This is a genomic window from Snodgrassella sp. B3837, from assembly GCF_026535955.1.
Lineage (GTDB): Bacteria > Pseudomonadota > Gammaproteobacteria > Burkholderiales > Neisseriaceae > Snodgrassella > Snodgrassella alvi_E.
The window spans coordinates 207,223-228,780 of sequence record NZ_JAFNPI010000006.1 but is presented as its reverse complement, the minus strand read 5'-3'; the positions used below and the strand labels follow the sequence as shown (position 1 = coordinate 228,780).

At 41.5% G+C, this 21,558-nt stretch carries 21 protein-coding genes; 7 read left to right on the top strand and 14 right to left on the bottom strand.

Translation table 11 applies throughout. The annotated features are described in order from the left end of the window. Positions 1–141: 141 nt before the first annotated feature. The 8 genes from J3U67_RS02025 to yjgA all read right to left on the bottom strand — a co-directional run bounded on the left by J3U67_RS02025 (position 142) and on the right by yjgA (position 7,796). Positions 142–1,443: a threonine/serine ThrE exporter family protein gene (locus J3U67_RS02025; protein WP_267390237.1), complete on the bottom strand. Its 1,302-nt coding sequence runs from the start codon at positions 1,441–1,443 to the stop codon at positions 142–144. Between the two features lie 297 nt (positions 1,444–1,740). Then, positions 1,741–1,959, bottom strand: coding sequence for a hypothetical protein (locus J3U67_RS02020; RefSeq protein WP_267390238.1), 219 nt, complete (start codon positions 1,957–1,959; stop codon positions 1,741–1,743). Between the two features lie 206 nt (positions 1,960–2,165). Next, positions 2,166–3,764 (bottom strand): peptide chain release factor 3, encoded by a 1,599-nt coding sequence (locus J3U67_RS02015; protein WP_267403580.1) that lies wholly within the window; start codon positions 3,762–3,764, stop codon positions 2,166–2,168. 213 nt (positions 3,765–3,977) lie between these two features. After that, positions 3,978–4,850: a YgfZ/GcvT domain-containing protein gene (locus J3U67_RS02010; protein ID WP_267403578.1), complete on the bottom strand. Its 873-nt coding sequence runs from the start codon at positions 4,848–4,850 to the stop codon at positions 3,978–3,980. A gap of 117 nt (positions 4,851–4,967) precedes the next feature. Beyond that, a complete protein-coding gene (locus J3U67_RS02005; protein WP_100140121.1) occupies positions 4,968–5,252 on the bottom strand; it encodes a helix-turn-helix domain-containing protein in 285 nt (94 codons plus the stop codon). Between the two features lie 314 nt (positions 5,253–5,566). Beyond that, the gene (map, locus tag J3U67_RS02000; protein ID WP_267403794.1) at positions 5,567–6,346 is read right to left on the bottom strand and encodes a type I methionyl aminopeptidase; all 780 of its coding nucleotides are present in this window, start codon (positions 6,344–6,346) and stop codon (positions 5,567–5,569) included. A gap of 45 nt (positions 6,347–6,391) precedes the next feature. Continuing rightward, entirely contained in the window at positions 6,392–7,180 is a 789-nt protein-coding gene (trpC, locus tag J3U67_RS01995; protein ID WP_267403576.1) for an indole-3-glycerol phosphate synthase TrpC, read from the bottom strand. Positions 7,181–7,265: 85 nt separating this feature from the next. Then, entirely contained in the window at positions 7,266–7,796 is a 531-nt protein-coding gene (yjgA, locus tag J3U67_RS01990; RefSeq protein WP_267403574.1) for a ribosome biogenesis factor YjgA, read from the bottom strand. A gap of 142 nt (positions 7,797–7,938) precedes the next feature. Here yjgA and pmbA point away from each other — a divergent pair, with 142 nt between their 5' ends. From pmbA to J3U67_RS01975, 3 genes are all read left to right on the top strand, one after another. Then, positions 7,939–9,270, top strand: a complete 1,332-nt coding sequence (gene pmbA, locus J3U67_RS01985; RefSeq protein WP_267403792.1) for a metalloprotease PmbA — start codon at positions 7,939–7,941, stop codon at positions 9,268–9,270. 62 nt (positions 9,271–9,332) lie between these two features. Continuing rightward, positions 9,333–9,830 carry a disulfide bond formation protein B gene (locus tag J3U67_RS01980; RefSeq protein WP_267403572.1) on the top strand — a complete coding sequence of 166 codons (498 nt, stop codon included), beginning with the start codon at positions 9,333–9,335 and terminating at the stop codon, positions 9,828–9,830. A 50-nt stretch (positions 9,831–9,880) separates the two neighbouring features. After that, positions 9,881–11,122, top strand: coding sequence for a DUF1615 domain-containing protein (locus tag J3U67_RS01975; RefSeq protein ID WP_267403570.1), 1,242 nt, complete (start codon positions 9,881–9,883; stop codon positions 11,120–11,122). Between the two features lie 55 nt (positions 11,123–11,177). On the opposite strand, the gene J3U67_RS01970 is transcribed toward J3U67_RS01975, so the two are convergent. The 3 genes from J3U67_RS01970 to J3U67_RS01960 form a co-directional block, all read right to left on the bottom strand. Next, a complete protein-coding gene (locus tag J3U67_RS01970) occupies positions 11,178–13,085 on the bottom strand; it encodes an ATP-binding cassette domain-containing protein (RefSeq protein WP_267403568.1) in 1,908 nt (635 codons plus the stop codon). 91 nt (positions 13,086–13,176) lie between these two features. Next, positions 13,177–13,611 carry a type IV pilin protein gene (locus J3U67_RS01965; protein WP_267390247.1) on the bottom strand — a complete coding sequence of 145 codons (435 nt, stop codon included), beginning with the start codon at positions 13,609–13,611 and terminating at the stop codon, positions 13,177–13,179. Positions 13,612–14,006: 395 nt separating this feature from the next. Then, positions 14,007–15,320 carry a homoserine dehydrogenase gene (locus J3U67_RS01960; RefSeq protein ID WP_267390248.1) on the bottom strand — a complete coding sequence of 438 codons (1,314 nt, stop codon included), beginning with the start codon at positions 15,318–15,320 and terminating at the stop codon, positions 14,007–14,009. 147 nt (positions 15,321–15,467) lie between these two features. Here J3U67_RS01960 and J3U67_RS01955 point away from each other — a divergent pair, with 147 nt between their 5' ends. Continuing rightward, positions 15,468–15,845, top strand: coding sequence for an Mth938-like domain-containing protein (locus J3U67_RS01955; RefSeq protein WP_100152505.1), 378 nt, complete (start codon positions 15,468–15,470; stop codon positions 15,843–15,845). Positions 15,846–16,023: 178 nt separating this feature from the next. Here J3U67_RS01955 and J3U67_RS01950 read toward each other — a convergent pair whose 3' ends face one another. The 3 genes from J3U67_RS01950 to rlmB are packed head-to-tail and all read right to left on the bottom strand — an operon-like array spanning position 16,024 to position 18,207. Further along, a complete protein-coding gene (locus J3U67_RS01950) occupies positions 16,024–16,977 on the bottom strand; it encodes an SPFH domain-containing protein (RefSeq protein WP_100152506.1) in 954 nt (317 codons plus the stop codon). A 2-nt stretch (positions 16,978–16,979) separates the two neighbouring features. Beyond that, entirely contained in the window at positions 16,980–17,414 is a 435-nt protein-coding gene (locus J3U67_RS01945) for an NfeD family protein (RefSeq protein ID WP_267403566.1), read from the bottom strand. Between the two features lie 43 nt (positions 17,415–17,457). After that, a complete protein-coding gene (rlmB, locus tag J3U67_RS01940; protein ID WP_267403564.1) occupies positions 17,458–18,207 on the bottom strand; it encodes a 23S rRNA (guanosine(2251)-2'-O)-methyltransferase RlmB in 750 nt (249 codons plus the stop codon). Positions 18,208–18,576: 369 nt separating this feature from the next. Between rlmB and J3U67_RS01935 the strand changes: the two genes are divergently transcribed. From J3U67_RS01935 to J3U67_RS01925, 3 genes are all read left to right on the top strand, one after another. Beyond that, positions 18,577–19,242 carry a DUF421 domain-containing protein gene (locus tag J3U67_RS01935; RefSeq protein ID WP_267403562.1) on the top strand — a complete coding sequence of 222 codons (666 nt, stop codon included), beginning with the start codon at positions 18,577–18,579 and terminating at the stop codon, positions 19,240–19,242. A gap of 125 nt (positions 19,243–19,367) precedes the next feature. Then, entirely contained in the window at positions 19,368–20,174 is an 807-nt protein-coding gene (locus J3U67_RS01930; RefSeq protein ID WP_267403560.1) for a squalene/phytoene synthase family protein, read from the top strand. 287 nt (positions 20,175–20,461) lie between these two features. After that, positions 20,462–21,466: an ABC transporter substrate-binding protein gene (locus J3U67_RS01925; protein ID WP_267403558.1), complete on the top strand. Its 1,005-nt coding sequence runs from the start codon at positions 20,462–20,464 to the stop codon at positions 21,464–21,466. The last annotated feature ends 92 nt before the right edge of the window (positions 21,467–21,558 follow it).

Here is a 21,558-nt window from a genome sequence, read left to right as displayed (position 1 = left end):
ATAGGGTGATAAATCGAATATTCAATGTTTAATTAAAATAGTGTCTGATGTGATATCCTCAGTAGCCTATTCCAATGATTTTTTCCTTGCAGAATAATATTTATTAAGTTTGATAAAACTAAGAAAATATCAAGATTTGAACTACTTTCTTACATTAACTGGTAACTGATTGAATGCCCATTCTTTATCTGTGCAAACACGTGCCAATACCAAACCTAGGGGCAGAGAAAGTACGATAAGCATGGCTTGTGCACCCCAGTTAATGGCGTTAATGATATCGTTTTGCTGGAGAAAATACATAGCTCGGAACATATAAATTCCTGGTACCATAATACATACTGCCGGTACAGACAAAGCAATACGTGGGGATTTACTGTGATGGCTAAAATAAAACGCACTGAGACCAACAATGAAAGCAGCTATTAATGAAGCTCCCTGTATAGGAATGTTGGTAAAGTCAATTAATTCTAGGCGTAAAGTATTGGCATACATGCCGATAAATGCAGTTGTCAAAGCTGTTTTAATCGGACTATTGAACAATAATGAAAAGCCCAGCACGCCAAAAAAGCTGGCAAGCAAACGAAAAAAGGCTGTCCATATGGGATACAGAGTAGGAGTCAGCATGGGTTCTGGTGCCATGTGTATGCCGGCTGCTACAATCCAGGCAGCAAAAGTGGCACAAAAAATCACTGTCACCGCATAACCCACACGCTGGATTCCAGAAGAAAAGTCTTGTTTGGCTAAATCGAGTACCCCGGTAATTAGTGGAAAACCGGGTATCAGAAACAGCATTGAAGCTATATAACCGGCAGTATGTTGAATATTAATTTTTAATGATATGTAGCTGATGCCGATAATCATAAAATATAAACTTGAAGCCACAGCAGCTGCCAGCATGGTAACCACAAACTGATTCAGGTGCTTGTGTAACAGCGTACGCCGTAGAGCCTGCCCGAAGCCGGATGCAATAAATACGCCCAGCATTTCTACCGGCCCTCCGCCAATTAAAAAAGTAAATGATGAGCAGGCAATAGCTGCAAATAATGCAGATTGTGGAAGATTATATAAAGCCGGTTGGTTTTCGATTTTCGCCAGAGATTGGTCGAGATAGCGAATCAATTCGCTTTCGCTCATTTGTTGGTAACGGTTTTGTATGTCAATTAATAGTGTTTCCAGTAATTGAATATTATTGGTATTAATGCCTACACTTTGTATGTTGGTTACCTCGGTTTTAAACTGTTTGCCACTACGACAGGTGGAATTGATTTCGGTTAGTGTAATATGCGCTTGATTTTCTACTCCCAGCATACTGGCTACATGGCGCATAGATTGTTTGATACGGTAGCTGCCGGTACCCGCTGCCAGACATATTTTGCCTACACGTAATACCAGATCAGATTTTATGTTTAGCTGAAGTTCGTCGGAAGATAGGGGTAGTGGCATGATGTTTTTATTTGATAAGAATGTAAGTCGATATTATAACGCTTGTAATTATAGAAAGTATCAGGGTTAATTATTCTTGTTAATATTGATTGTAGGGCTGAAAAAAATCTGCTGATTCATTCCAAAAATATCTATCTGAATTGCTAGTATTTATTTTAAAATTTGATTATAAAAATGATTTATTTTTATTGAAGATGAATTTAATATACCGGCTAAAACCGGTTAAATATAAGTAATGGTTCTGTAGGGAAAACAATATTAACCATTTTATTTATAAGTAATTGTTTATAGTTTGTTTCAATCCCATTCCTTGGGTTTGAGTTCGGGATGCTCCCTGAATGCAGGCTCTAGGAAATCAAGCATTTCTCCCATAATTCTTCCGACTACTCTTCTGTAAGCTCTGAATTCTTCTTCAGGACAACAATCCTGGACTTTAAAAAGCGTCTGGTTTAAATCGTTTGTTATTTTAAACATTAAATCTCTGATTTCTTCGGCAATTACTGGATCTTTTATCATATTAGAATACCATTAGTATATTATTATAAGCATTAAGTAGTTTAACTCAATTTTATATAAGAAGTCATATACTATTGGGTTTTAATTGGACTTATTGAACATTTATGCTTTAGTTACATAGGATATTTCAGATTTGTTTTAGTGATAAAAAAGCAGCTTGTAATGTATCTGACAAGCTGCTTTTTCTGAATTAAAAAATGAATGAGTTATTCGTTTATTTGCGCTGTTAATTCTCTTGTTTCATGGAAACGGATATCTGGCCAGCGTTCTTCAGTTAAAGTTAAATTAACACGGTTGGGCGCGAGATAAGTAAGGTTGCCACCGGCATCAGTAGCAAGATTGAGTACGTTGGCCTTTTCGAATTCGGCCAGTTTTTTCCGATCTGCACAGGATACCCAGCGTGCTGACCAGATGCTAACAGATTCAAATACGGCATCAACGCCATATTCATTTGCTAGTCTGGCAGTGACTACTTCAAATTGCAATACGCCAACGGCGCCAAGTATAAGGTCGCCGCCGTTGTGGGGGCGGAATACCTGCACAGCACCTTCTTCGCCTAACTGTTGTAATCCTTTTTGTAGCTGTTTCATTTTCAATGGATTTTTAATCCGCACGGCGCGAAACAGCTCGGGAGCGAAAAAGGGGATACCAGTAAAGGTAAGACGTTCGCCTTCAGTGAAGCTATCACCAATCTGGATATTGCCATGATTGGGAATTCCAATGATATCGCCAGCAAATGCTTCTTCAACTAATTCGCGGGTGTGAGACATAAAAGTCACCACACTGGAAGCAGCAATATCACGGTTCAGGCGCAGATGTTTGATTTTCATACCGCGAGTAAACTCTCCGGAGCAAACGCGTAGAAAAGCAATACGGTCGCGGTGCTTAGCATCCATATTAGCTTGAATTTTGAAGACAAAACCAGTGAATTTGGCTTCAGTTGGTTCGACAACGCGTTCTAAGGTTTCCCGTGGCTGTGGCGCTGGTGCCCAGTCAATCAAAGCATTAAGAATTTCCTGTATGCCAAAGTTATTAATGGCAGAACCAAAAAATACTGGTGTCAGTTCACCGCGCAGAAAGGCATCTAAATCAAATTCGTTGGATGCTGCTTGTACCAATTCGATTTCTTCACGTAATTGCTGGATTTCAATGGGAAAAAGTTCATCTAAACGCGGATTATCAATGCCTTTGATAACGTCAAATTCATGAGGAAGTTTTTCACCGCCAGCTTCAAACAGATATATTTCGTCGTTAAGGATGTGATATACGCCTTTGAAGTTTTTGCCCATTCCAATTGGCCAAGTAATCGGAGCGCAGCGGATGTGCAAAATATTCTCTACTTCATCCAACAATTCTAATGAGTCCCGCACTTCACGATCGTATTTATTCATGAAGGTGACGATAGGGGTATCACGTAAACGACAGACGTTTAAAAGCTTGATGGTTTGTGCTTCAACACCTTTGGCAGCATCAATTACCATCAGAGCGCTATCAACTGCAGTGAGTACACGATAGGTATCTTCAGAAAAATCTTCGTGTCCAGGTGTATCAAGTAAGTTGACCACATGTTGGCGGTAGTCAAATTGCATTACTGAAGAAGCTACAGATATTCCGCGTTGCTTTTCGATTTCCATCCAGTCTGAAGTGGCAAATTTGCCAGATTTTTTTCCTTTTACTGTACCTGCGGAAAGAATGGCACCAGAAAACAGTAATAGCTTTTCGGTGAGGGTGGTTTTACCGGCATCAGGGTGGGATATTATCGCAAATGTACGGCGGCGTGCCGCCTCTTGGGCAATCTGGCTCATGATTTTATGTATTCTGCAAACAATAAAACAAGACGGCTACGGCCGTCTTGTGAGAATGTTTATATTGTAGCACAGATTAATATTAGAACTGTTAATTGTGTGGTTTAGCGAAAAAAAACAAATTATTATTTTTGCATGAAAAGATGCTTTGAAATGTGTAGCCTTGTATTTTAAGTCAGTACATAATCAGAAGTTCAGGGCATCATTTAATGCTTAAGAATTTTCTGTATTAGCAGGATTAAAAAAACATTTTTTTATAACAATAATATTATTGTCACATTTTAGTTCTGATTCGGCTGCACTGTGTTTGATTACTGCCAAAGCCAGAGTAGAAGTTTGCTGTGATACTTGATTGATTATTAGTCCGACTTCTTCATTATGGTTGTCAAAAATTGGTTTACCTGCTGAAACTGAACCGTTTATTTCCATAAGTGCTAGCCCTCTTTTTACCTGACCACGGTATTGAGCGCGGGCGATGATTTCCTGACCGGGGTAGCAGCCTTTTTTGAAATGAACAGCACCTATTAGTTGCTGATTAAGCATTTGTGCAACGCAGGTTTCTGTGGTCTCTTTGCTAATCCATGGATTACCGCTGGTAATTTCATGTAATTTCCATGATTCTATAACTTCTGCATTAAACGGGGGCAGTTGGCTGGTTTGTCCAATCTGGATAATTGAGCCATCTGGCAAGGTGATGGACCAGATTTGATTGGTCTGGCTAGTTGGCAATACATACTGTGGTTCTGATGCTGTGGATATCGTTTCGGGTATGCTGACTGCTGCACCCCAGTCTGTCATGATTTCCAGTTTTACTTTACTGCGCATGATGTATATTTGCAGTTTTTTTTGTAAGGTGTCGATGAGGCTGGCTGAGGTTAATATAATAATATCATTATCTCGATTAAGTACCAGCATATTGGCTATTACGCGACCCTTGGCTGTATTGTAGGTAGCCAAACAAGCATGGTTGGCAGGCAAATGATTGATATCATTTGATAATTGGTTGTGTAAAAAGGTTGCTCGATCTTCGCCGCTTACACGTATCAGTCCGAAATAAGGCATCAGGGAAGATGCTGTGTGTGTCATGGAAAAATCCTGTTTGTTTTGCAGGCCTTTATTATAATACTGAATGCTTAGCTAACAAGCTAAAAGCTCCGCCCAATATCTGGTGCGGAGCTTTGTTTAAGGGGCTTAATGAAGGATTTATTTTCCTTCTACTTTTGCTTTAAGTTGTTGATACATATCTGGATGCTCGTTTTTCAGTAATTCGGCAACTTCCATATTTATGCGATTGAGCTTGCTTAATTCCAGCTGTTCAACATGTACCAGCCGTACCAGTTCGCGAACTGGTTTCGGAATGTTGCGGCCTGCTTCATACCGAGAACCGCCGGATTGTGTAACACCTACCTGACTCCAAAATTCAATCTGGTTCAAACCGAGTTTTTTACGGATTTCGCGCACATTGTTGATAGGTTTAAAAGCTTTCATAATTTTTATACCTTAAAACGAGTTGTCTATGTTTAAGTAAAATTAATTAATATGATCATTCATAAATATTAGTTGTTTTGGTAAGTTTGGTCATTTATTGTAATAAACCCTACTTATCAATATGCATAATTATCTATGGACTTCAATATTATCACAATATTTTTTACATTCAATACAATATTGCTAATGGTTTACCTGTTTAAGGTGATTTTGAATGGTGTATTTTTATTTTAATTAAACTATTTTAAAATTTATTGCCTTAAATCAGATATAGATGTTGTATTAATGTAAAGTTTTACGTTTTTTTTGGTATTTTAAGGTTTTCCTGTCAATGGGCTGATTGTGAGTATCTCGTAGCCATTATCTGTTACTAGTACTTCATGTTCCCACTGGGCGGAGAGTTTGTGGTCCTTAGTAACTACTGTCCAGCCATCACCAAGAATACGCAAATGGCGTTTTCCTTGGTTAACCATTGGTTCTACTGTAAATATCATTCCCTGCTGTAGTTTTAAGCCGGTATGGCGGCGACCATAATGCAACACTTGTGGTTCTTCGTGAAAACCTTTTCCCACTCCGTGGCCGCAGAATTCTTGAACCATGGAATAACCGGCATTTTCTGCTACCTGCTGGCAGGCATAGCCAATGTCTCCCAGTGTTGCTCCTGGTTTGACAACGGATATACCGGCCATCATACTTTCATGGGTGACATTAATTAGGCGGCGTGCTTGTGGACTGATTTCGCCTACAGCATACATGCGACTGGAATCTCCGTGGAAGCCATCTTTAATGATGGTGACATCGATGTTGATGATGTCGCCGTTTTTTAAAGGTTTGTCATCGGGGATACCATGGCAGATAACATGATTGACGGATGTGCAGCAAGATTTGGGAAAGGGTGGATTGCCATATCCCAGTGGAGCGGGATAACCACCCTGTACGTTAATGTGGTAATCATGTATCAGTTTGTCAATTTCGTTGGTGGTGACACCTGGTTTGATAAATTGGCCAATATAGTCCAGTGCTTCAGCTGCCAGCCGGCCGGCTACGCGCATTGCGGCAATTTCTTCTGCATTTTTAATAATCACGCCCATGATTTTTCCTTTTAGGCTAATTAAAACTGTTTAAATGATAGTTATGCTTCAAGCATTTACTAGAAGGCTTAGTTCTTCTGCTATGTTTTGTTTGCGCATTAAGCTTTCTCCAATGAGAAAAGTATTTACCTGATGCTGCTGCATCATGTGTATATCATCTGTGGTAAAAATGCCGCTTTCGGTCACGACTGTTTTGCCATTTAGTGCAGGCAGAAGTTTGATGGTTTGCTGTAGGTCTACTTCAAAAGTGCGCAAGTTACGGTTATTTACGCCCCAGAGTGGGGTAGACATAGAGATGCATTTCTCTAATTCATCTTCATGATGGATTTCAAGCAATACGGTCATACCGAGCTCGTGGGCTATGGCTTCATATTCATTTAACTGGGTACGGCTGAGTGCTGCTGCTATCAGGAGTATGGCATCGGCATTATGTGCTCGTGATTGATACACCTGATAGATGTCGATGATGAAATCTTTTCGTAATACCGGCAGGCTGCAGGCATTACGGGCAATATTCAGGTATTCCAGACTTCCTTTAAAGTAGCTTACGTCGGTCAGGACGGACATGCATGCGGCGCCACCTTGCTGATACGCATGAGCAATATCGGCGGGTGAGAAATCGGGGCGAATCAGTCCTTTGGAAGGACTGGCTTTTTTTACTTCGGCAATGATGGCTGCTTTGCCTTGCTGGTGTTTATGATGTATGGCTTCCAAAAATGGTCTTGCCGGTGCCTGATCATAAGCTTTGGCACGTACTTCGGCCAGGGTTTCAGCGGACTTGGCTGCAACCATTTCGTTTTTTTTGGTGGCAATGATTTTATTTAAGATATCGCTCATGGTTTTGGTCCGGACTAGGATGCTGATTGTTCACAAGATATGACCGCTATATTCATAAATCTAATTTAAGTCTGACTTATGAATTTTAGGATTGTGTGTCTTCGGTAATTTCGTTTTTTAATAACTGAAAAATAGATCTGAATGCCTTAGGTGCTTTACCAGCGGCCTGTTCTTTACGCGCATTGCGTATCAGTGTGCGCAGGTTGTTAATGTCAATATGTGGGTACTGGCTGATAACTTCTGTGAGACTATTGTCGTCGGCAATCAGACGCTCTCGCAGGTGTTCGAGTCTCTGTAAATAGGCATTATGTGCGCTGTTTTCGCCTTTGAGACGTGATAGAAAATCGCTGATCGGTGCGGTATCAATTTCCCGCATCAGGCGGCCAATATATTGTGCCTGACGTTTGAGGGCGCTGTTAGAGCTGATTTTTTGATAGCTTAATACAGCCTGTAATAAGTCTTCGGGCAGATTGATTTTTTTAAGAGTATCTGCGGATAGTTTGGTTAGTTGCATACCCAGTTGCTGCAAATCATTCATTTGCTTTTTCATACGGGTTTTGCTGACCCATTCTTCTTCTTCTTCTGTCTGAAGTATGTTTTCAGTATGGCTGTTCATATGTTAGGTATCACTAGTGGATCTGAATTTTATTTGTGTATTTTAGCAAAAAATCCATATTATTTCAGTTGGCATGGCTGTTTTACGGCTGCCAGTGCTGAATTCAGCATGCTAGAATGCATACTTCTTGGCAAGAAGGTAAATTATGTTTCATCACGGTGCTGAACAGTTACAAGAGTTGTGCCGGCAGGCATTGTATAAAGCTAGGATGCAAGGTGCGAGCGCTGCTGAAATTGATATCAGTGAATCAGTTGGACAGAATGTGCAAGTACGCCATCAGGATGTTGAACATATTGAATATCAACAGGATAAATCTTTAGATGTGACGGTTTATTTGGGTCATGCCAAAGGCCGGGCTAGTAGTGCTGATTTTAATAAAAGTGCCATTGACGAGGTGATTACTGCAGCATTGAATATAGCTCGCTATACGGCACAGGACGAATGTGCAGGACTGGCGGATGCTGACTTATTGGCTACTAATGTGGGTGATACGGATAGTTATTTTCCCTGGCCGTTGTCTGCTGATGAAGCTATCGCTATTGGTAAACGAACAGAACGGGCTGCACTGGATACAGATGCACGCATCAGCAATTCTGAGGGGGCTGAGGTTCAGACAGACCATTATCAGTATGTCTATGCCAATAGTAATGATTTTTGTGCTTATCAGCGTGGCAGCCGGCATAGTATATCCTGCAGTGTAGTGGCCTCTGATGCGTCTGGTATGCAGCGTGACTACTGGTATGATTTGGCGCGTGACCCTAAGGATTTAGATACGGCAGAGACGATCGGTAAGACTGCTGCTTCCCGTACTGTGCGTCGGTTGGATGGTCGCTCTGTAGCGACAGGCAAATATCCTGTAGTATTTGATACGACGGTGGCAGGAAGTCTGATTGGACATCTAGTGGGAGCGCTTAGTGGCGGAGCTTTATATCGAGAGACTAGTTTTCTGGTTGATTCTCTGGGTAAACAGATTTTGGCACCGTGGGTGTGTCTACATGAAAGACCGCATGTAAAAAAAGCTCTGGCCAGTACTTATTTCGATGCCGAAGGTGTGGCCACGCATGATCGCACTATTATTGCAGATGGATATGTGTCGGGCTATTTTCTGAGTAGTTACAGTGCGCGTAAGCTAGGCATGACTACGACGGGTAATGCCGGTGGTGTACATAACTTATATTTAAATCATACGCATAAGTCTCAGGCAGAGCTGTTGCAGACTATGGGTACGGGTTTGCTGGTTACTGAGATGATGGGTCAGGGTGTAAATGGTATTACGGGTGATTATTCTCGTGGCGCGGCTGGTTTCTGGGTAGAAAATGGAGTCATAACATATCCCGTAGAAGGTATTACGATTGCGTCACGTTTACAGGATATGTTTATGGCGATGATAGGTGCCGCTGACGATGCATTGAAACGCAGTACGCACAAGGTGGGTTCTATTCTCATTGGGGATATGACTGTTGCTGGTTCATAAGTATCTATATATGTATCAAATGATAGAAATGATGGATTTGGGTCAGTTTGAAAGGACTTAAGATGAGCTTCCGTAAAGCATTATGGTATGTGTTTTTTCTGGCTGTACTGTGTGCTGCTGCTTCGTTTGTCGGCCAATATGTTTTGGGTATGAATCCTTGTGTATTGTGTATTGTGCAACGAGTGGCGGTGATCCTTACTGCATTGCTGGCTCTGTTATGTGCTTGTTGCCCTAATCGCAACTGTATTGAAAAAGTGATTAATGCAATTGTGGTTAGTCTGGCTCCGATTGGCGGTCTCTGTGTGGCGATTTACCAGATTTATATTCAGCACTTACCTTTAATTGACCAGCCGTCTTGCGGAGCTCCATGGACATTTCGGTTGCGTGATGCGCCGCTATTTCACTGGTATGAACCGATTATCCGTGGTACCGGTAATTGTGGTGAGGTGCAGCATATATTGTGGATACCGTTACCAGTATGGAGTGTTTTATTTTTTGTTGCAGTATTGCTGTGGGTATGGGGATGGTTATGGCATTGTCGTACTCGCTCCAGAAAATGATAATGCTCTGTGTATTCTGTAATTGATTTGCCTGAATGAATGTATATGGTATGAAAGCTAGATTTTTACTAAAAACGGCAGGTAGGTTAACACTGACCGGATTATTGTTGTGTGGTTTATCAGCGTGTAAGGAGCATGGTAGCTGGAGTGGAGCGGATGATGATTCTCCGGATGATAACGGTAGAATATTGACTCAGCCTGCGCAAATAAGTCGGCTGATACCTGCACGTGTTGCTGAGCGGGATGCATGGGCAGCTGATATCAGCCAGATTATGGATGAGCTGAAAATCAGTAAAACCAAGGAAAATGTATGTAGTGTGGTAGCGGTAGTAGACCAAGAGTCAAATTTTGTTGCTAATCCCACTGTACCTGACTTAGGAAATAAGGCGATTAAAGCTTTTCAGACTGAAGTACCGCAGAAGTTTGTAAAACAGTTTGGTCCGGCTCTTGGTCCGGCTGTTTCGCGCTACTTTACATATGTATTGATTAATGAACCCAGTAAGGAAAACAGTTTTCTTATACAAATGCGTTCGGTAAAAACCGAGCAGCAGCTAGACTGGATATACCGGCAGATTTTTGCTTATGTTTCCAAACAATTTTATGCTGATTCGATAGCTAATGCAGCAGCTAAATTTATGGGCAAGGATTTGGGGGAGGAAAATAATCCCATTACGACCATTGGCTCAATGCAGGTATCTGTAAAATATGCGCGTGATCATCAGCGTGACCACGCTTCTGTTAATGAGCTGAGGGATTATATGTATACCCGAGAGGGCGGCTTGTATTATGGTATTCATCGACTGATGAAATATCCTGCTGCCTATGATAATGCACAGTATCGGTTTGCTGATTATAATTCCGGTATGTATTCGAGCCGTAACGCTGCTTTTCAACAGGATATCAATAAGCTATTGAATCTTGATATGGCTTTGGATGGGGATTTATTGGTTTATGATAAGGATGATAACCCTCAATCTATGCCAAGTCAGACTGAAACTGCTTTGAATCAGTTATTTGCTGACCATGGTATTTCAATGAAACCGGAAGATATTCGTTCGGATTTGTTGCATGAAAAACAGGCAGAGTTTGAAAATACGTCCACGTATCAGAATGTGATAGCAATCTATAAACGTCAGTTTAATAAAAATCCTCCGTATGCAATTATGCCGCAAGTTGTGATTAGCGGGCCTAAATTAAGCAAGGATTACAATACTAACTGGTATGCGAATAATGTTAACCGACGCTATGAGGCATGTATGCGACGCGGTGGCGGACGTCATCCAAAGAAATGAATCAGGCTTAAATTGATGGCTAGTGTGTTTATGCACTAGCCATTTTTTATATAGTTTAATTTTGGGGTTTCTGTTTTGCTTCCAGTGTTTCCCAACGTTCAAGGTTTTCTAGCAATAATTCTTCAATTTTTGCAACACGTGCCTGCCATTGTGCAGCCTGTTTGTAATCGTTTTTGAAGATTTCAGGATCAGAAAGTTTTTTATTTAATTCTGTTTGTTCTTCTTCCAGAGCAGCTATTGTATCGGGTAAGCTGTCCAGTTCACGTTGTTCATTGAAAGAAAGTTTTTCACTGCGCCGATTTTTAGGGCGTGTTTTATCAGCGGTGTTGTTATTAGCCTTGTTTGTAATATTTAAAGGTGCTTGCAGGCTTTGCTCACGTTTTTGGGCATTAATATAATCCTGATAGCCGCCAATATACTCTTTTAGCTGGCCGTTTCCGCTAAATACAATGGATTGAGTGACAACATTATCCAGAAAAGTACGGTCGTGACTGACCAAAAACACCGTACCTGTATAATCACGTAATAATTCTTCCAGCAATTCCTGTGTATCGATATCCAAATCGTTAGTAGGTTCATCAAGTACCAGTATGTTGGCAGCGCGGGTAAACAGCTTAGCCAGTAGCAAGCGGTTCCGTTCTCCGCCAGACAATGATTTTACCTCGCTACGCACTCGCGCAGGTGAGAACAGAAATTCTTCCAGATAGCCGATAACATGTTTGCGCTGACCACCAATTTCTACGTAATCGTTACCTTGGCCGATGGTGTCGAAAACGGTATCGTTTTCATTCAATGCACTACGGAATTGGTCAAAGTAGGCTACTTCCTGACGTGAACCCAAACGGATTTTACCGGATGTGGGTTGTAGCTCTCCTAAAATCAGCTTCAGAAATGTGGTTTTACCCACCCCATTTGGCCCGATCAGGCCGATTTTATCGCCACGCTGAATAACAGCGGAGAAGTCGCGCATGATGATGTGATTACCATAGGAAAATCCTGCATGCTCAAGTTCGGCGATGATTTTGCCGCTGGCTTCGCCTCGGTTAAGGTTGAAACTGACTTGCCCCTGAACTTCGCGCCGTGCGGCACGTTCTCGCCGTAGTTGTTCCAGTCGTTTTACTCGCCCTTGGTTACGGGTACGACGAGCTTCTATCCCTTTTCGTATCCACGCTTCTTCCTGCGCATGGAATTTATCGAATAAGCGATTGTGTTCGGCTTCAACAGCCAGCTCTTGTACTTTTTTTTCACTGTAAGCACTGAAGCTGCCCGGATAGCTGCGCAGATGTCCACGGTCAAGCTCTACTATACGAGTAGCCACTTTATCTAGAAACCGTCTGTCGTGAGTGACGACAATCAGACTGCCGGCAAAATTACTCAGCAGATTTTCCATCCATTCAATTGCCTCAATATCTAGATGGTTGGTGGGTTCATCTAGTAAGAGAATATCCGGTTTTTGCACCCAAGCTTGTGCGAGTGCAACTCTTTTTTTCTGACCGCCACTGAGATTAGCGATAATTTCATTTTCAGGTAGGTTAAGTTCGCTCAAGGTTTGGGCAATCAATGCATCAAATTGCCAGCCATTACGGTTTTCCAGTTCGTTTTGTAGTTCCGTTAAACGGTTTAAGCTTTTATCATCGCTTATATTCTGGCTAAGTTCGTGATATTCATGCAGTAGGTTTTGTAATTCGCCTAATCCCTGAGCAATGGTATCGAAAATAGTTGCCTGTGGATCGAAAAACGATTCCTGCGGTACATAAACGATTTTCTGGTCGTTTTGAATGGTGAGTATTCCATCATCCAGTTTTTGTACGCCGGCGAGAATTTTTAATAATGTTGATTTACCGGCACCATTGCGGCCGATGAAACCGATTTTTTCTCCCGCATCCATTTGCAGAGAAGCATGATCTAATAACGGGTGATGGCCAACTGCAAAGCAGGCATTATCCAGAGACAAAATACTCATATTTCAACCAGACTACGTTAGGATATTTGTGATAGAAAGACTCGGTATTGTAACAGTTTCATCATTGAATTGTTGCTGTTGTCCTGTATGGCTACTGGTTAAAAATCTGGCAACTTTGGTCGGGCTGGCGGCTAGCGTGAAAAAAGTCCTCTTCTTCATCGCAACGGCTGCTGCTGGTTTGACACATAATAATTCGGCCATCCTGATTAAGTTTAAGTATACGTGGTTCTTCATTAGTATCCAGAGCAACGGCTTTAAGGGTGAAGTGCTCTTCTCGGGTAAAGCGAGGATTGCCTTGAAAGCGGAAGCAAAAATATTGATTTTGTGTAATAGGTAGGGTTGGCCAGCTGTTTCCATTTTTTCGGTAGCTGATATGATGCAGATAGTGTTTAGCTAGATACTGTCCGTTGATAAGTAAATCTGCCTGAGCCTGATGAAGTCGGGCTTGTAGAATGTGTTTACGGTAGGAAGGATAGGCTATGGCGGCTAATATTATAATAATGGAAAGCGTGATTAATAAATTCAATAAACTAAATCCCGATGAGTATCGTGTGGCTGAATATAGTTGATGTCTGAATGGGAATCGGCGAGGTACCATGATTTAATAAATAATTATATACTATCGGCATTATATTATAACAACATATATATACGGAATATATTTTATTCGAATAAATCATTCTGCTTTGGGATTGAATGTGGTTAATAAAATAATAATCAAAATATAAACAAAAAGTTATTTTTATTTTATTTGTTTGAATTTTTGTTTAATATTTGGCTGATTTCACAGAAATGAATCTACTTACTTAAATAGTGGATTAATAGAATTGAATATTTTTAGTTGCTTTTTTGTTTTGTACTAAAAAAATGAAACGGGCTATATTGCCCGTTTTGTAATATGTTAAATACTTTTTCGTGTTATCAGCGTGGATGTAAACTTTCCATGCGAATCATCGTTACAGGCGACAATACGCGTGGTAAGGCTTGAATCTGTGACATCGCTTGTTTGATAAAGCGTTCTTTAGTTGAATGGGTCAGGATCACAATTTCCGCAGTCTCTTTATTGATAATGCCTTTTTGAATGAGTGCTTCGATAGATATATTTTCTGCTGCCAGAATATTGGCTATTTCACCCAGAACACCTGGTTCATCGCAGGCAGATACGCGTAAATAATAACTACTGGTGATTTCATCCATGGGCAGAATGGAAATATTTTGTAGTGAACTAGACTGAAATGCCAGATAAGGTACGCGATAGCTGGCTTCAGCATTCTGTAATCGGGTGACATCCATGATATCTGCCATGACGGCGCTAGCTGTAGGACCGGCACCGGCACCGGCACCATAATACAATGTCTGCCCGATCATATCAGCCTGAACTGATACGGCATTCATTACGCCTTCCACTTTTGCTAGTAGGCGGCTTTCAGGTATCAAAGTAGGGTGTACCCTAAGCTCAATACCTTCTGGAGTTTTGCGTGTAATACCAAGGAGTTTTATGCGATAGCCTAGTTCTTCAGCATAGCAAATATCCAGACTTTGCAGCTGGCTGATGCCCTCCAGATAACACTGACTGAAATTAATTGGGGTACCAAAGGCCAATGCTGAGATGATGCTAAGTTTATGGCCTGCATCATGTCCTTCAATATCGAAAGTCGGGTCTGCCTCGGCATAGCCTAAAGCTTGAGCCTGTGTCAGTGCTTCAGGGAAGGTGCTTCCGTTAGCACGCATTTCGCTGAGAATAAAATTGCTGGTGCCATTGATGATGCCGGCAATAGATTCGATATGGTTGGCTGCTAGCCCTTCACGCAATGCTTTGATAATCGGGATACCACCAGCCACTGCTGCTTCATACATCACCATTACGTTGTGCTCAGAGGCCAACCGGAAAATTTCGTTGCCGTATTCAGCCAGAAGCTTTTTATTTGCTGTAACGATATGTTTGCCATTTTTGATCGCCTGAATCACTGCATCTTTGGCAATGGTTGAACCTCCAATCAGCTCTACTACCACATCGACATCAGGAGCTGTAACTACATCAAATACATTGTCTGTAATGTTGGTATCGGGGCCGCATATTGTTCGCGTTCGCTCAAGATTTCGGCTGGCTGCATGTGTAATAATCAGCTCCCGCCCCAGTCTGCGGGTGATTTCATGTGCATTATTCTGTAATAGTTTGACGGTACCACCACCAACTGTACCTACGCCCAGCAAACCAATGCGAAGTGGCTGCATTTTTACTCCTTAAATTAGACGAATATGATTGTATGATTGACTGATGCTTGCAATTTTACGTAAATAATCTACTATGCTAGCGGAAAACCGCTTTTTTGACTACTACTGCACTATCTGAAGATGTGTCTTAGGCGTAAGGAATATTTAATGCAGATTGATGAAATCCGTGACAAACAGGGTTTGTGGATTGAAGAAATTGATACGGGACTAATTACTATTAATGGAAAGCAATATTCAGAGCCTGTTTGTATTACAGATATTGAAGTATTGCCATTAGCTAAAAATAATGCGGCAGAATTAAGTATTGAAGATTTTGCTCTTGCCTTGCAGAAACATCCAGAAGTTATTCTGATTGGTACGGGTAGTCAGCATGTTTTTATCCATCCGCGGCTGACTGCTCAGCTGGCAGCCAAAGGAATTGGTGTAGAAAGCATGACTACTGCGGCTGCCTGTCGTACATATATGGTATTGCGCAGTGAAGGCCGTAGTGTTTGGGCTTGGTTGTGGCCGTTAATGGAAAATTAGAGTTTTTTTGGGAATCAGAGTTCTGTATGGATGGATTAGTCGCCAAATGTGTAGATACGTTTATTATATTGGCTAGATAGTGTTTGTTTAATTGAATGCTTGGCATTATCTTTTGAGTATAAAAATCAGGCTGCCAGTAAGAATGAATGGCAGCCTGTATCTTATTTATATCAGCTATTTATTTAACGATTGTTGTATTCTGGCCTTTGATTATGCTCATACCGGCACTAACGAGGCTGCCAATATCGGCCACATTGGCCGGCATAATCAGTGTATTGTTGGTTTTTGCCAGTTTGGCAAAGGCATCTACATATTGTTCCGCAACTTTAAGATTGACAGCTTCGGTACCGCCAGGTTCTTTTACTGCGGCAGCAACCTGACGAATGGCCTCAGCGGTAGCCTGAGCCACCAAACGCAGAGCTTCGGCTTCACCTTCTGCACGATTGATTTGAGCGACTTTGGCACCCTGAGACTCATTGATTGAAGCTTGTGCTTCACCTTGAGATTTCTGAATTTCGGCTTCACGCTGACCGGCTGCCAGATTAATCTGCTCTTGCTTGATACCTTCAGATTGGGCAATACGGGCACGCTTTTCTCGTTCAGCGGTAATTTGTGCCTGCATTGAACGTAAAATTTCCTGTGGTGGTACTAAATCTTTGATTTCATAACGTAATACTTTTACACCCCATGATACGGCTGCTTCATCCAGAGAGGCTACCACTGTACGATTGATGTCGTCACGTTCTTCAAATGTTTTGTCCAGCTCCATACGGCCGATAACTGAGCGCAATGTGGTTTGTGCCAGCTGGGTAATGGCTACGACAAAGTTGCTGGAACCATAGGAGGCAAGTTTAGGGTCTGTTACCTGAAAATAGATGATGCCGTCTACTGTAAGCTGGGTATTATCCCGAGTGATGCATACTTGGCTGGGTACATCCAGTGGAATTTCTTTCAGTGTATGTTTATAAGCTACTCGGTCAATTATCGGAATAATAAAATTCAGACCTGCTTCAAGCGTGGCATGATAGCGTCCCAGACGTTCGACAATGTAAACCTCTTGTTGTGGCACAACTTTAAATGCCATGCAAATAAAAACGACTATGGCAGCAAGAAAGATAAAGGTCAGAATCATGATTATTCCTGATGGTTGGTAGATGCAGATAGAGTGAGATTCAAAATATTTCCGTTATGACTGATGATATGAGCAGTGTCACCGGCTTTGGCATGGGTAGGCTGAATAAAACGTGCCTGCCAAATGGTGCCGCGGTATTGTACTTGCCACAAGTCACCGGTAAGTGGTTTGGACAGGATAACAATCTGGCCATAGTCAGGACTGTCACTTGCTTTGGCTTTGTTTTCACGCGGATGCTTCTTTTGCCATACACGTACAATAATGATACCGATAAGTGAAAAAAACGTGGCTAAAATTGCGTTGGTATTGTTACTGGTGTGTAGCAGCCATTCAGCTAAACCAGCGCTCAAGAATGAAGCACTGATGACAAGTAAATAAAAAGTGCCGCTAAACATTTCAAGTACAAACAGTACTAGGGCAAGAATGCACCATATCATTAAAATCTCCTTTTTTTGTATTGGTTTTTTAGGGAATTGTTAATTATTCATGAGCTGCATACACCCGTTGCCGGCGCGTTTCACTTAAAACGATTCCGGTGCTGACAGAGACATTGAGGCTTTCAACCGTACCAAACATGGGGATAGAGACGAGTGTATCACACAAGTCGCGCGTTAAGCGGCGCATGCCGCTGCCTTCTGCACCCATTACCCAGGCTACTGCTTGTGGTGCATTAAAATGATATAAATCATCACTGCCATCCATGGCTGTTCCAACAATCCAGATGCCGCGCTGTTTCAAGTCACGGATGGTACGCGCTAAGTTGGTTACGGTAATGTAAGGTACTGTTTCTGCTGCTCCGCAAGCTACTTTGCTAACGGTGGCATTGAGGCCGGCACTTTTGTCTTTGGGAGCGATGACAGCGTGCACGCCCATTACATCGGCTACGCGCAAGCAGGCACCTAGATTATGCGGATCGGTAATACCATCCAGAATCAGCAATAAAGGTGGTTCATTCAGATTATCTAGTACGTCTTCTATGTCTATATGTTGTTTGGAGGCATCGATAAAACCAACTACACCTTGATGGCGCGCGTGTTTGCTTAAGGTATCAAGGCGAGCATTATCAACGCCGATAATGCGTACATTTTCTGCTTCAGCTTTATTTATGACGTCACGCATACGGGCATCATGTTTTCCTTCGAGTACATAAAGTTCGATAATGCTACCAGGGTTTTGCCATAGACGTGCATTAACTGCGTGAAACCCGATGATGAGACGCTGATTAGACATAGATATTACTTCAATATGTAAAGTGGACAATTATAGCGGAAAACGTAGTATCAATCTGATTGTACCTGATAAATATAATATTTAATATGTTAATGTAATTTGATTTTATCTGGCTATGTTTGGTTTGCTTTGATAAAAGTGTGCTAGTTTTGGTATGTATAAAAGATGCAAGAAATTATATGATTTTGTAAAAATTGTAATTACAAATTATTATTGTGATTCAATGGGTTGCAATGGCGTTAAAGTGTGTCATTCTGTTTGCAATATTGAAGCAGTAAACTGTCTGTTGTGGCATCTAGATTATTAAATCTAAATGGCATAGCCAATCTTTTGGTTGATGAATAACCTTAATCACCGTAAGGAGTATCTATGGCATACTATTTGTGGGTGTTGGCAAAGTTTGTTTCTGGTTTTCTGATTGTTATTCTTCATCTGAATTTTACTGGTAAAACTCAATTAAATCAGATGACTCCGGTGGATTTTATTGGGAACTTCGTCCTCGGCGGTATTATCGGCGGGGTAATTTATAATCAGGATATTCCATTTTATCAATATATTATTGTGTTGTTGATGGGTGTGGTACTGATTTCAATTTTAAATTGGTCGTGTAAGCATATTTCATTTTTAAGAATGTTTGCTATTGGTGAGCCGATTCCGATTATGAAAGATGGACGCTTTCTGATGGATAATATTTTAGATAAAAGAAATAAAGTTGATATTCTGAATATTGCTTCTATATTGCATGCACAGGGTGTGACTTCTTTTCAGGAGGTGAATTATGCCCAGATTGAACCTAGAGGTGATCTGACTGTTTTGACCGATAAAGGAAAATACCCTTCATTGATTTTATTTAAGGACGGAGAGTTTCGCAAATCCGAACTAAAGAGAATTCATGAGGAAGAGGAATGGCTGAAACAAAAAATTCAGCAGGAGCATCTGGCAGAAGACGATATCTTTATGGTTGAGTTTTGGAATGGGCAGCTGAATTATATTTTAAAGACTGGTGAAGTGAAAAAGGAAAAACAGGAGAGATAGTTGAATTACATGGTAATGCTGGAGAAATGCACAGAAGAGGTTACAATAGCATTTTGTTTAAAGTTTTTATTGCTGTGCAGCCATTAGAATATTCTTATCAGAAGTTAAGCCATGGCAGAAATGTCATGGCTTTTCGTTTTCCTTTTCTTTCTCGTAGTCAGCGTCAGGCACTGATCGTACTTTATGCTTTGCAGCAGGAATTGCAGGATGTGGTACAGGATTGTTCGCAAGCTGATCTGGCTTTGACTACACTCAGCTGGTGGGAGAAGCAGATAAACGGTTTGTTTGCATCAACAGATAAACCCGAACATCCACTGATGCAAGCGCTGCTACCTCTGATTGGATTATATTGTCTGCCACAGTCGGAATTACAGGCACTGATAGATGCTTATCGTACTGAGTTAACTCAGGCGAGATTCCATGATATGGCTCAGTTGCGCAGATATGCAGCGGCAGCTGGGATGGTACAAGGGCGTTTAAGTAGCAGGGTATTAGGATTTTCTGTGCCCCAAACATTGGATTTTGCCGGCAAGGTAGGTGAAACAGTTGAATTAGTTAGGTTATTTTCCAGAATTGGAGCGGATGCACGACAAGGAAAATTATATATTCCGGTAGAAACATTACAAGCTTTTAATGTTCCGGCTCATCTGGTGATAAACAGACAAGGTGGGGAAGAATTCAAAACTTTACTGAATATGTCGATGGCTGAGCTGCAACAGCAGATAAAATCAGTTGTTGCCATGCTGCCATCGGAAGATCGGCGCCGTCAGCGTGGCAGTCTGGCTGTGCTTGCAACGGTAGCAGCTTTGCTGGAAGAGATTAGGCTGGATGGGGTAGAAAATATAATGAATTATCAATTAATTGTTCCACGTGCACGTCAGCAGCGGCTGGCATGGAAAACATGGTTGTTTGGCTTCAATCCTGTAGGCTAAGTTGCCTGAATAGTTATCATGGCTGCAGGATTAGAAAAGTGAGAAATGGCACAAATTGCTATCTTTAAGCATATTTTATTTTATTTAATCTAATTATTGATATTTTATTGCTTAAATAAATTAAATTATGAATTTTTATTTCAGTATAAAATAGTTTGCTTTGGTAATTTCGATACGCAATCAGACTGGATTTTTGTATAATTTATGCCATCATCTGCTTCATTAAGTGGGTGATGGCAATTTTATTGCGGAAAGTTTTTGAATAACCCTGTGCTGAGGAAATTACTATGCTCAGAGCAAAACAAACCTTAATGATTCTGGGCTTAACTGCTGCCTGTCTGCTTACAGCCTGTTCGCCTTCTGGTCAGAGTGAAAAAGCCGGTACTGATAATCATGGTATGAAAAAGGTAGCCATTACGGCAATTGTTGAACATCCGGCGCTGGATGCGGTGCGTCAGGGGGTAATAGATGAATTGCGTGCTGAAGGTTATGAACAGGGTAAGAATTTAAAGCTTGATTTTCAGAGTGCGCAGGGTAATACAGCTACTGCAGGCCAGATTGCGAAAAAATTTGCTGGCAGCAATCCTGATGCGATAGTGGCGATCGGAACGCCTAGTGCGCAGTCCATGGTGGCCGCAACACGTAATATACCGGTGGTATTTGCTGCCGTGACCGACCCTGTGGCTGCTAAGCTGGTACCTAGCTGGGAGACAAGCAAGACCAATGTTACCGGTGTATCTGATGAGCTACCTTTGCAGCCGCAGATTGCTTTAATGAAGCAGGTTGTGCCAAATCTGAAAACGGTAGGATATGTATACAGTCCGGGAGAGGTGAATTCCACTGTGGTACTGGGTCAGCTGCAATCTTTATTGGCTAAAGATGGTATTAATGTAGCTGCTGCACCAGCACAGCGCACCACTGATGTACCTATGGCGACTAAAAGCCTGCAAGGCAAGGCCAATCTGATTTACACTTCGCTGGACAATAATGTTGTTTCAGCTTATGAATCCATGTATAAAGTTGCAAAAGATATGAAAATGCCGCTGGTGGCTTCGGATACTGGTTCGGTTAAACGAGGTGCAGCAGTAGCTTTAGGTGTGAATTACCATGAGCTGGGTATGGCTACAGGTAAAATTGTCGGTCGAATTCTGAAAGGCGAAAAAGCGGGCAATATTGCTCCACAGCGTATGTCGGCGGAACAGCTGGATTTGATGGTAAGTAAATCCCATGCTGTTGAACAGGGAATTACTTTACCGCCGCAGTTGCTTAAAGATGCTAAAATAATTGATTAGAATTACCAGTCTGAGGGCTGAAAACCGTGACATCGGCAGGCTGCCATAAGCTTTGCCGATGTTGTTTTTATTTCCAACTATAATGAAACATT

Coding starts and splice junctions, on each gene's coding strand:
- J3U67_RS02025 (WP_267390237.1), bottom strand. CDS start 1,443: ATGCCACTACCCCTATCTTCCGACGAACTTCAGCTAAACATAAAATCT.
- J3U67_RS01950 (WP_100152506.1), bottom strand. CDS start 16,977: ATGATTCTGACCTTTATCTTTCTTGCTGCCATAGTCGTTTTTATTTGC.
- J3U67_RS01935 (WP_267403562.1), top strand. CDS start 18,577: ATGGCATACTATTTGTGGGTGTTGGCAAAGTTTGTTTCTGGTTTTCTG.
- J3U67_RS01925 (WP_267403558.1), top strand. CDS start 20,462: ATGCTCAGAGCAAAACAAACCTTAATGATTCTGGGCTTAACTGCTGCC.
- J3U67_RS02010 (WP_267403578.1), bottom strand. CDS start 4,850: ATGACACACACAGCATCTTCCCTGATGCCTTATTTCGGACTGATACGT.
- rlmB (WP_267403564.1), bottom strand. CDS start 18,207: ATGTCTAATCAGCGTCTCATCATCGGGTTTCACGCAGTTAATGCACGT.
- J3U67_RS01945 (WP_267403566.1), bottom strand. CDS start 17,414: ATGATATGGTGCATTCTTGCCCTAGTACTGTTTGTACTTGAAATGTTT.
- J3U67_RS02015 (WP_267403580.1), bottom strand. CDS start 3,764: ATGAGCCAGATTGCCCAAGAGGCGGCACGCCGCCGTACATTTGCGATA.
- J3U67_RS01975 (WP_267403570.1), top strand. CDS start 9,881: ATGAAAGCTAGATTTTTACTAAAAACGGCAGGTAGGTTAACACTGACC.
- J3U67_RS01955 (WP_100152505.1), top strand. CDS start 15,468: ATGCAGATTGATGAAATCCGTGACAAACAGGGTTTGTGGATTGAAGAA.
- yjgA (WP_267403574.1), bottom strand. CDS start 7,796: ATGAACAGCCATACTGAAAACATACTTCAGACAGAAGAAGAAGAAGAA.
- J3U67_RS01970 (WP_267403568.1), bottom strand. CDS start 13,085: ATGAGTATTTTGTCTCTGGATAATGCCTGCTTTGCAGTTGGCCATCAC.
- trpC (WP_267403576.1), bottom strand. CDS start 7,180: ATGAGCGATATCTTAAATAAAATCATTGCCACCAAAAAAAACGAAATG.
- J3U67_RS01930 (WP_267403560.1), top strand. CDS start 19,368: ATGGCTTTTCGTTTTCCTTTTCTTTCTCGTAGTCAGCGTCAGGCACTG.
- J3U67_RS01980 (WP_267403572.1), top strand. CDS start 9,333: ATGAGCTTCCGTAAAGCATTATGGTATGTGTTTTTTCTGGCTGTACTG.
- J3U67_RS02020 (WP_267390238.1), bottom strand. CDS start 1,959: ATGATAAAAGATCCAGTAATTGCCGAAGAAATCAGAGATTTAATGTTT.
- J3U67_RS01960 (WP_267390248.1), bottom strand. CDS start 15,320: ATGCAGCCACTTCGCATTGGTTTGCTGGGCGTAGGTACAGTTGGTGGT.
- J3U67_RS02005 (WP_100140121.1), bottom strand. CDS start 5,252: ATGAAAGCTTTTAAACCTATCAACAATGTGCGCGAAATCCGTAAAAAA.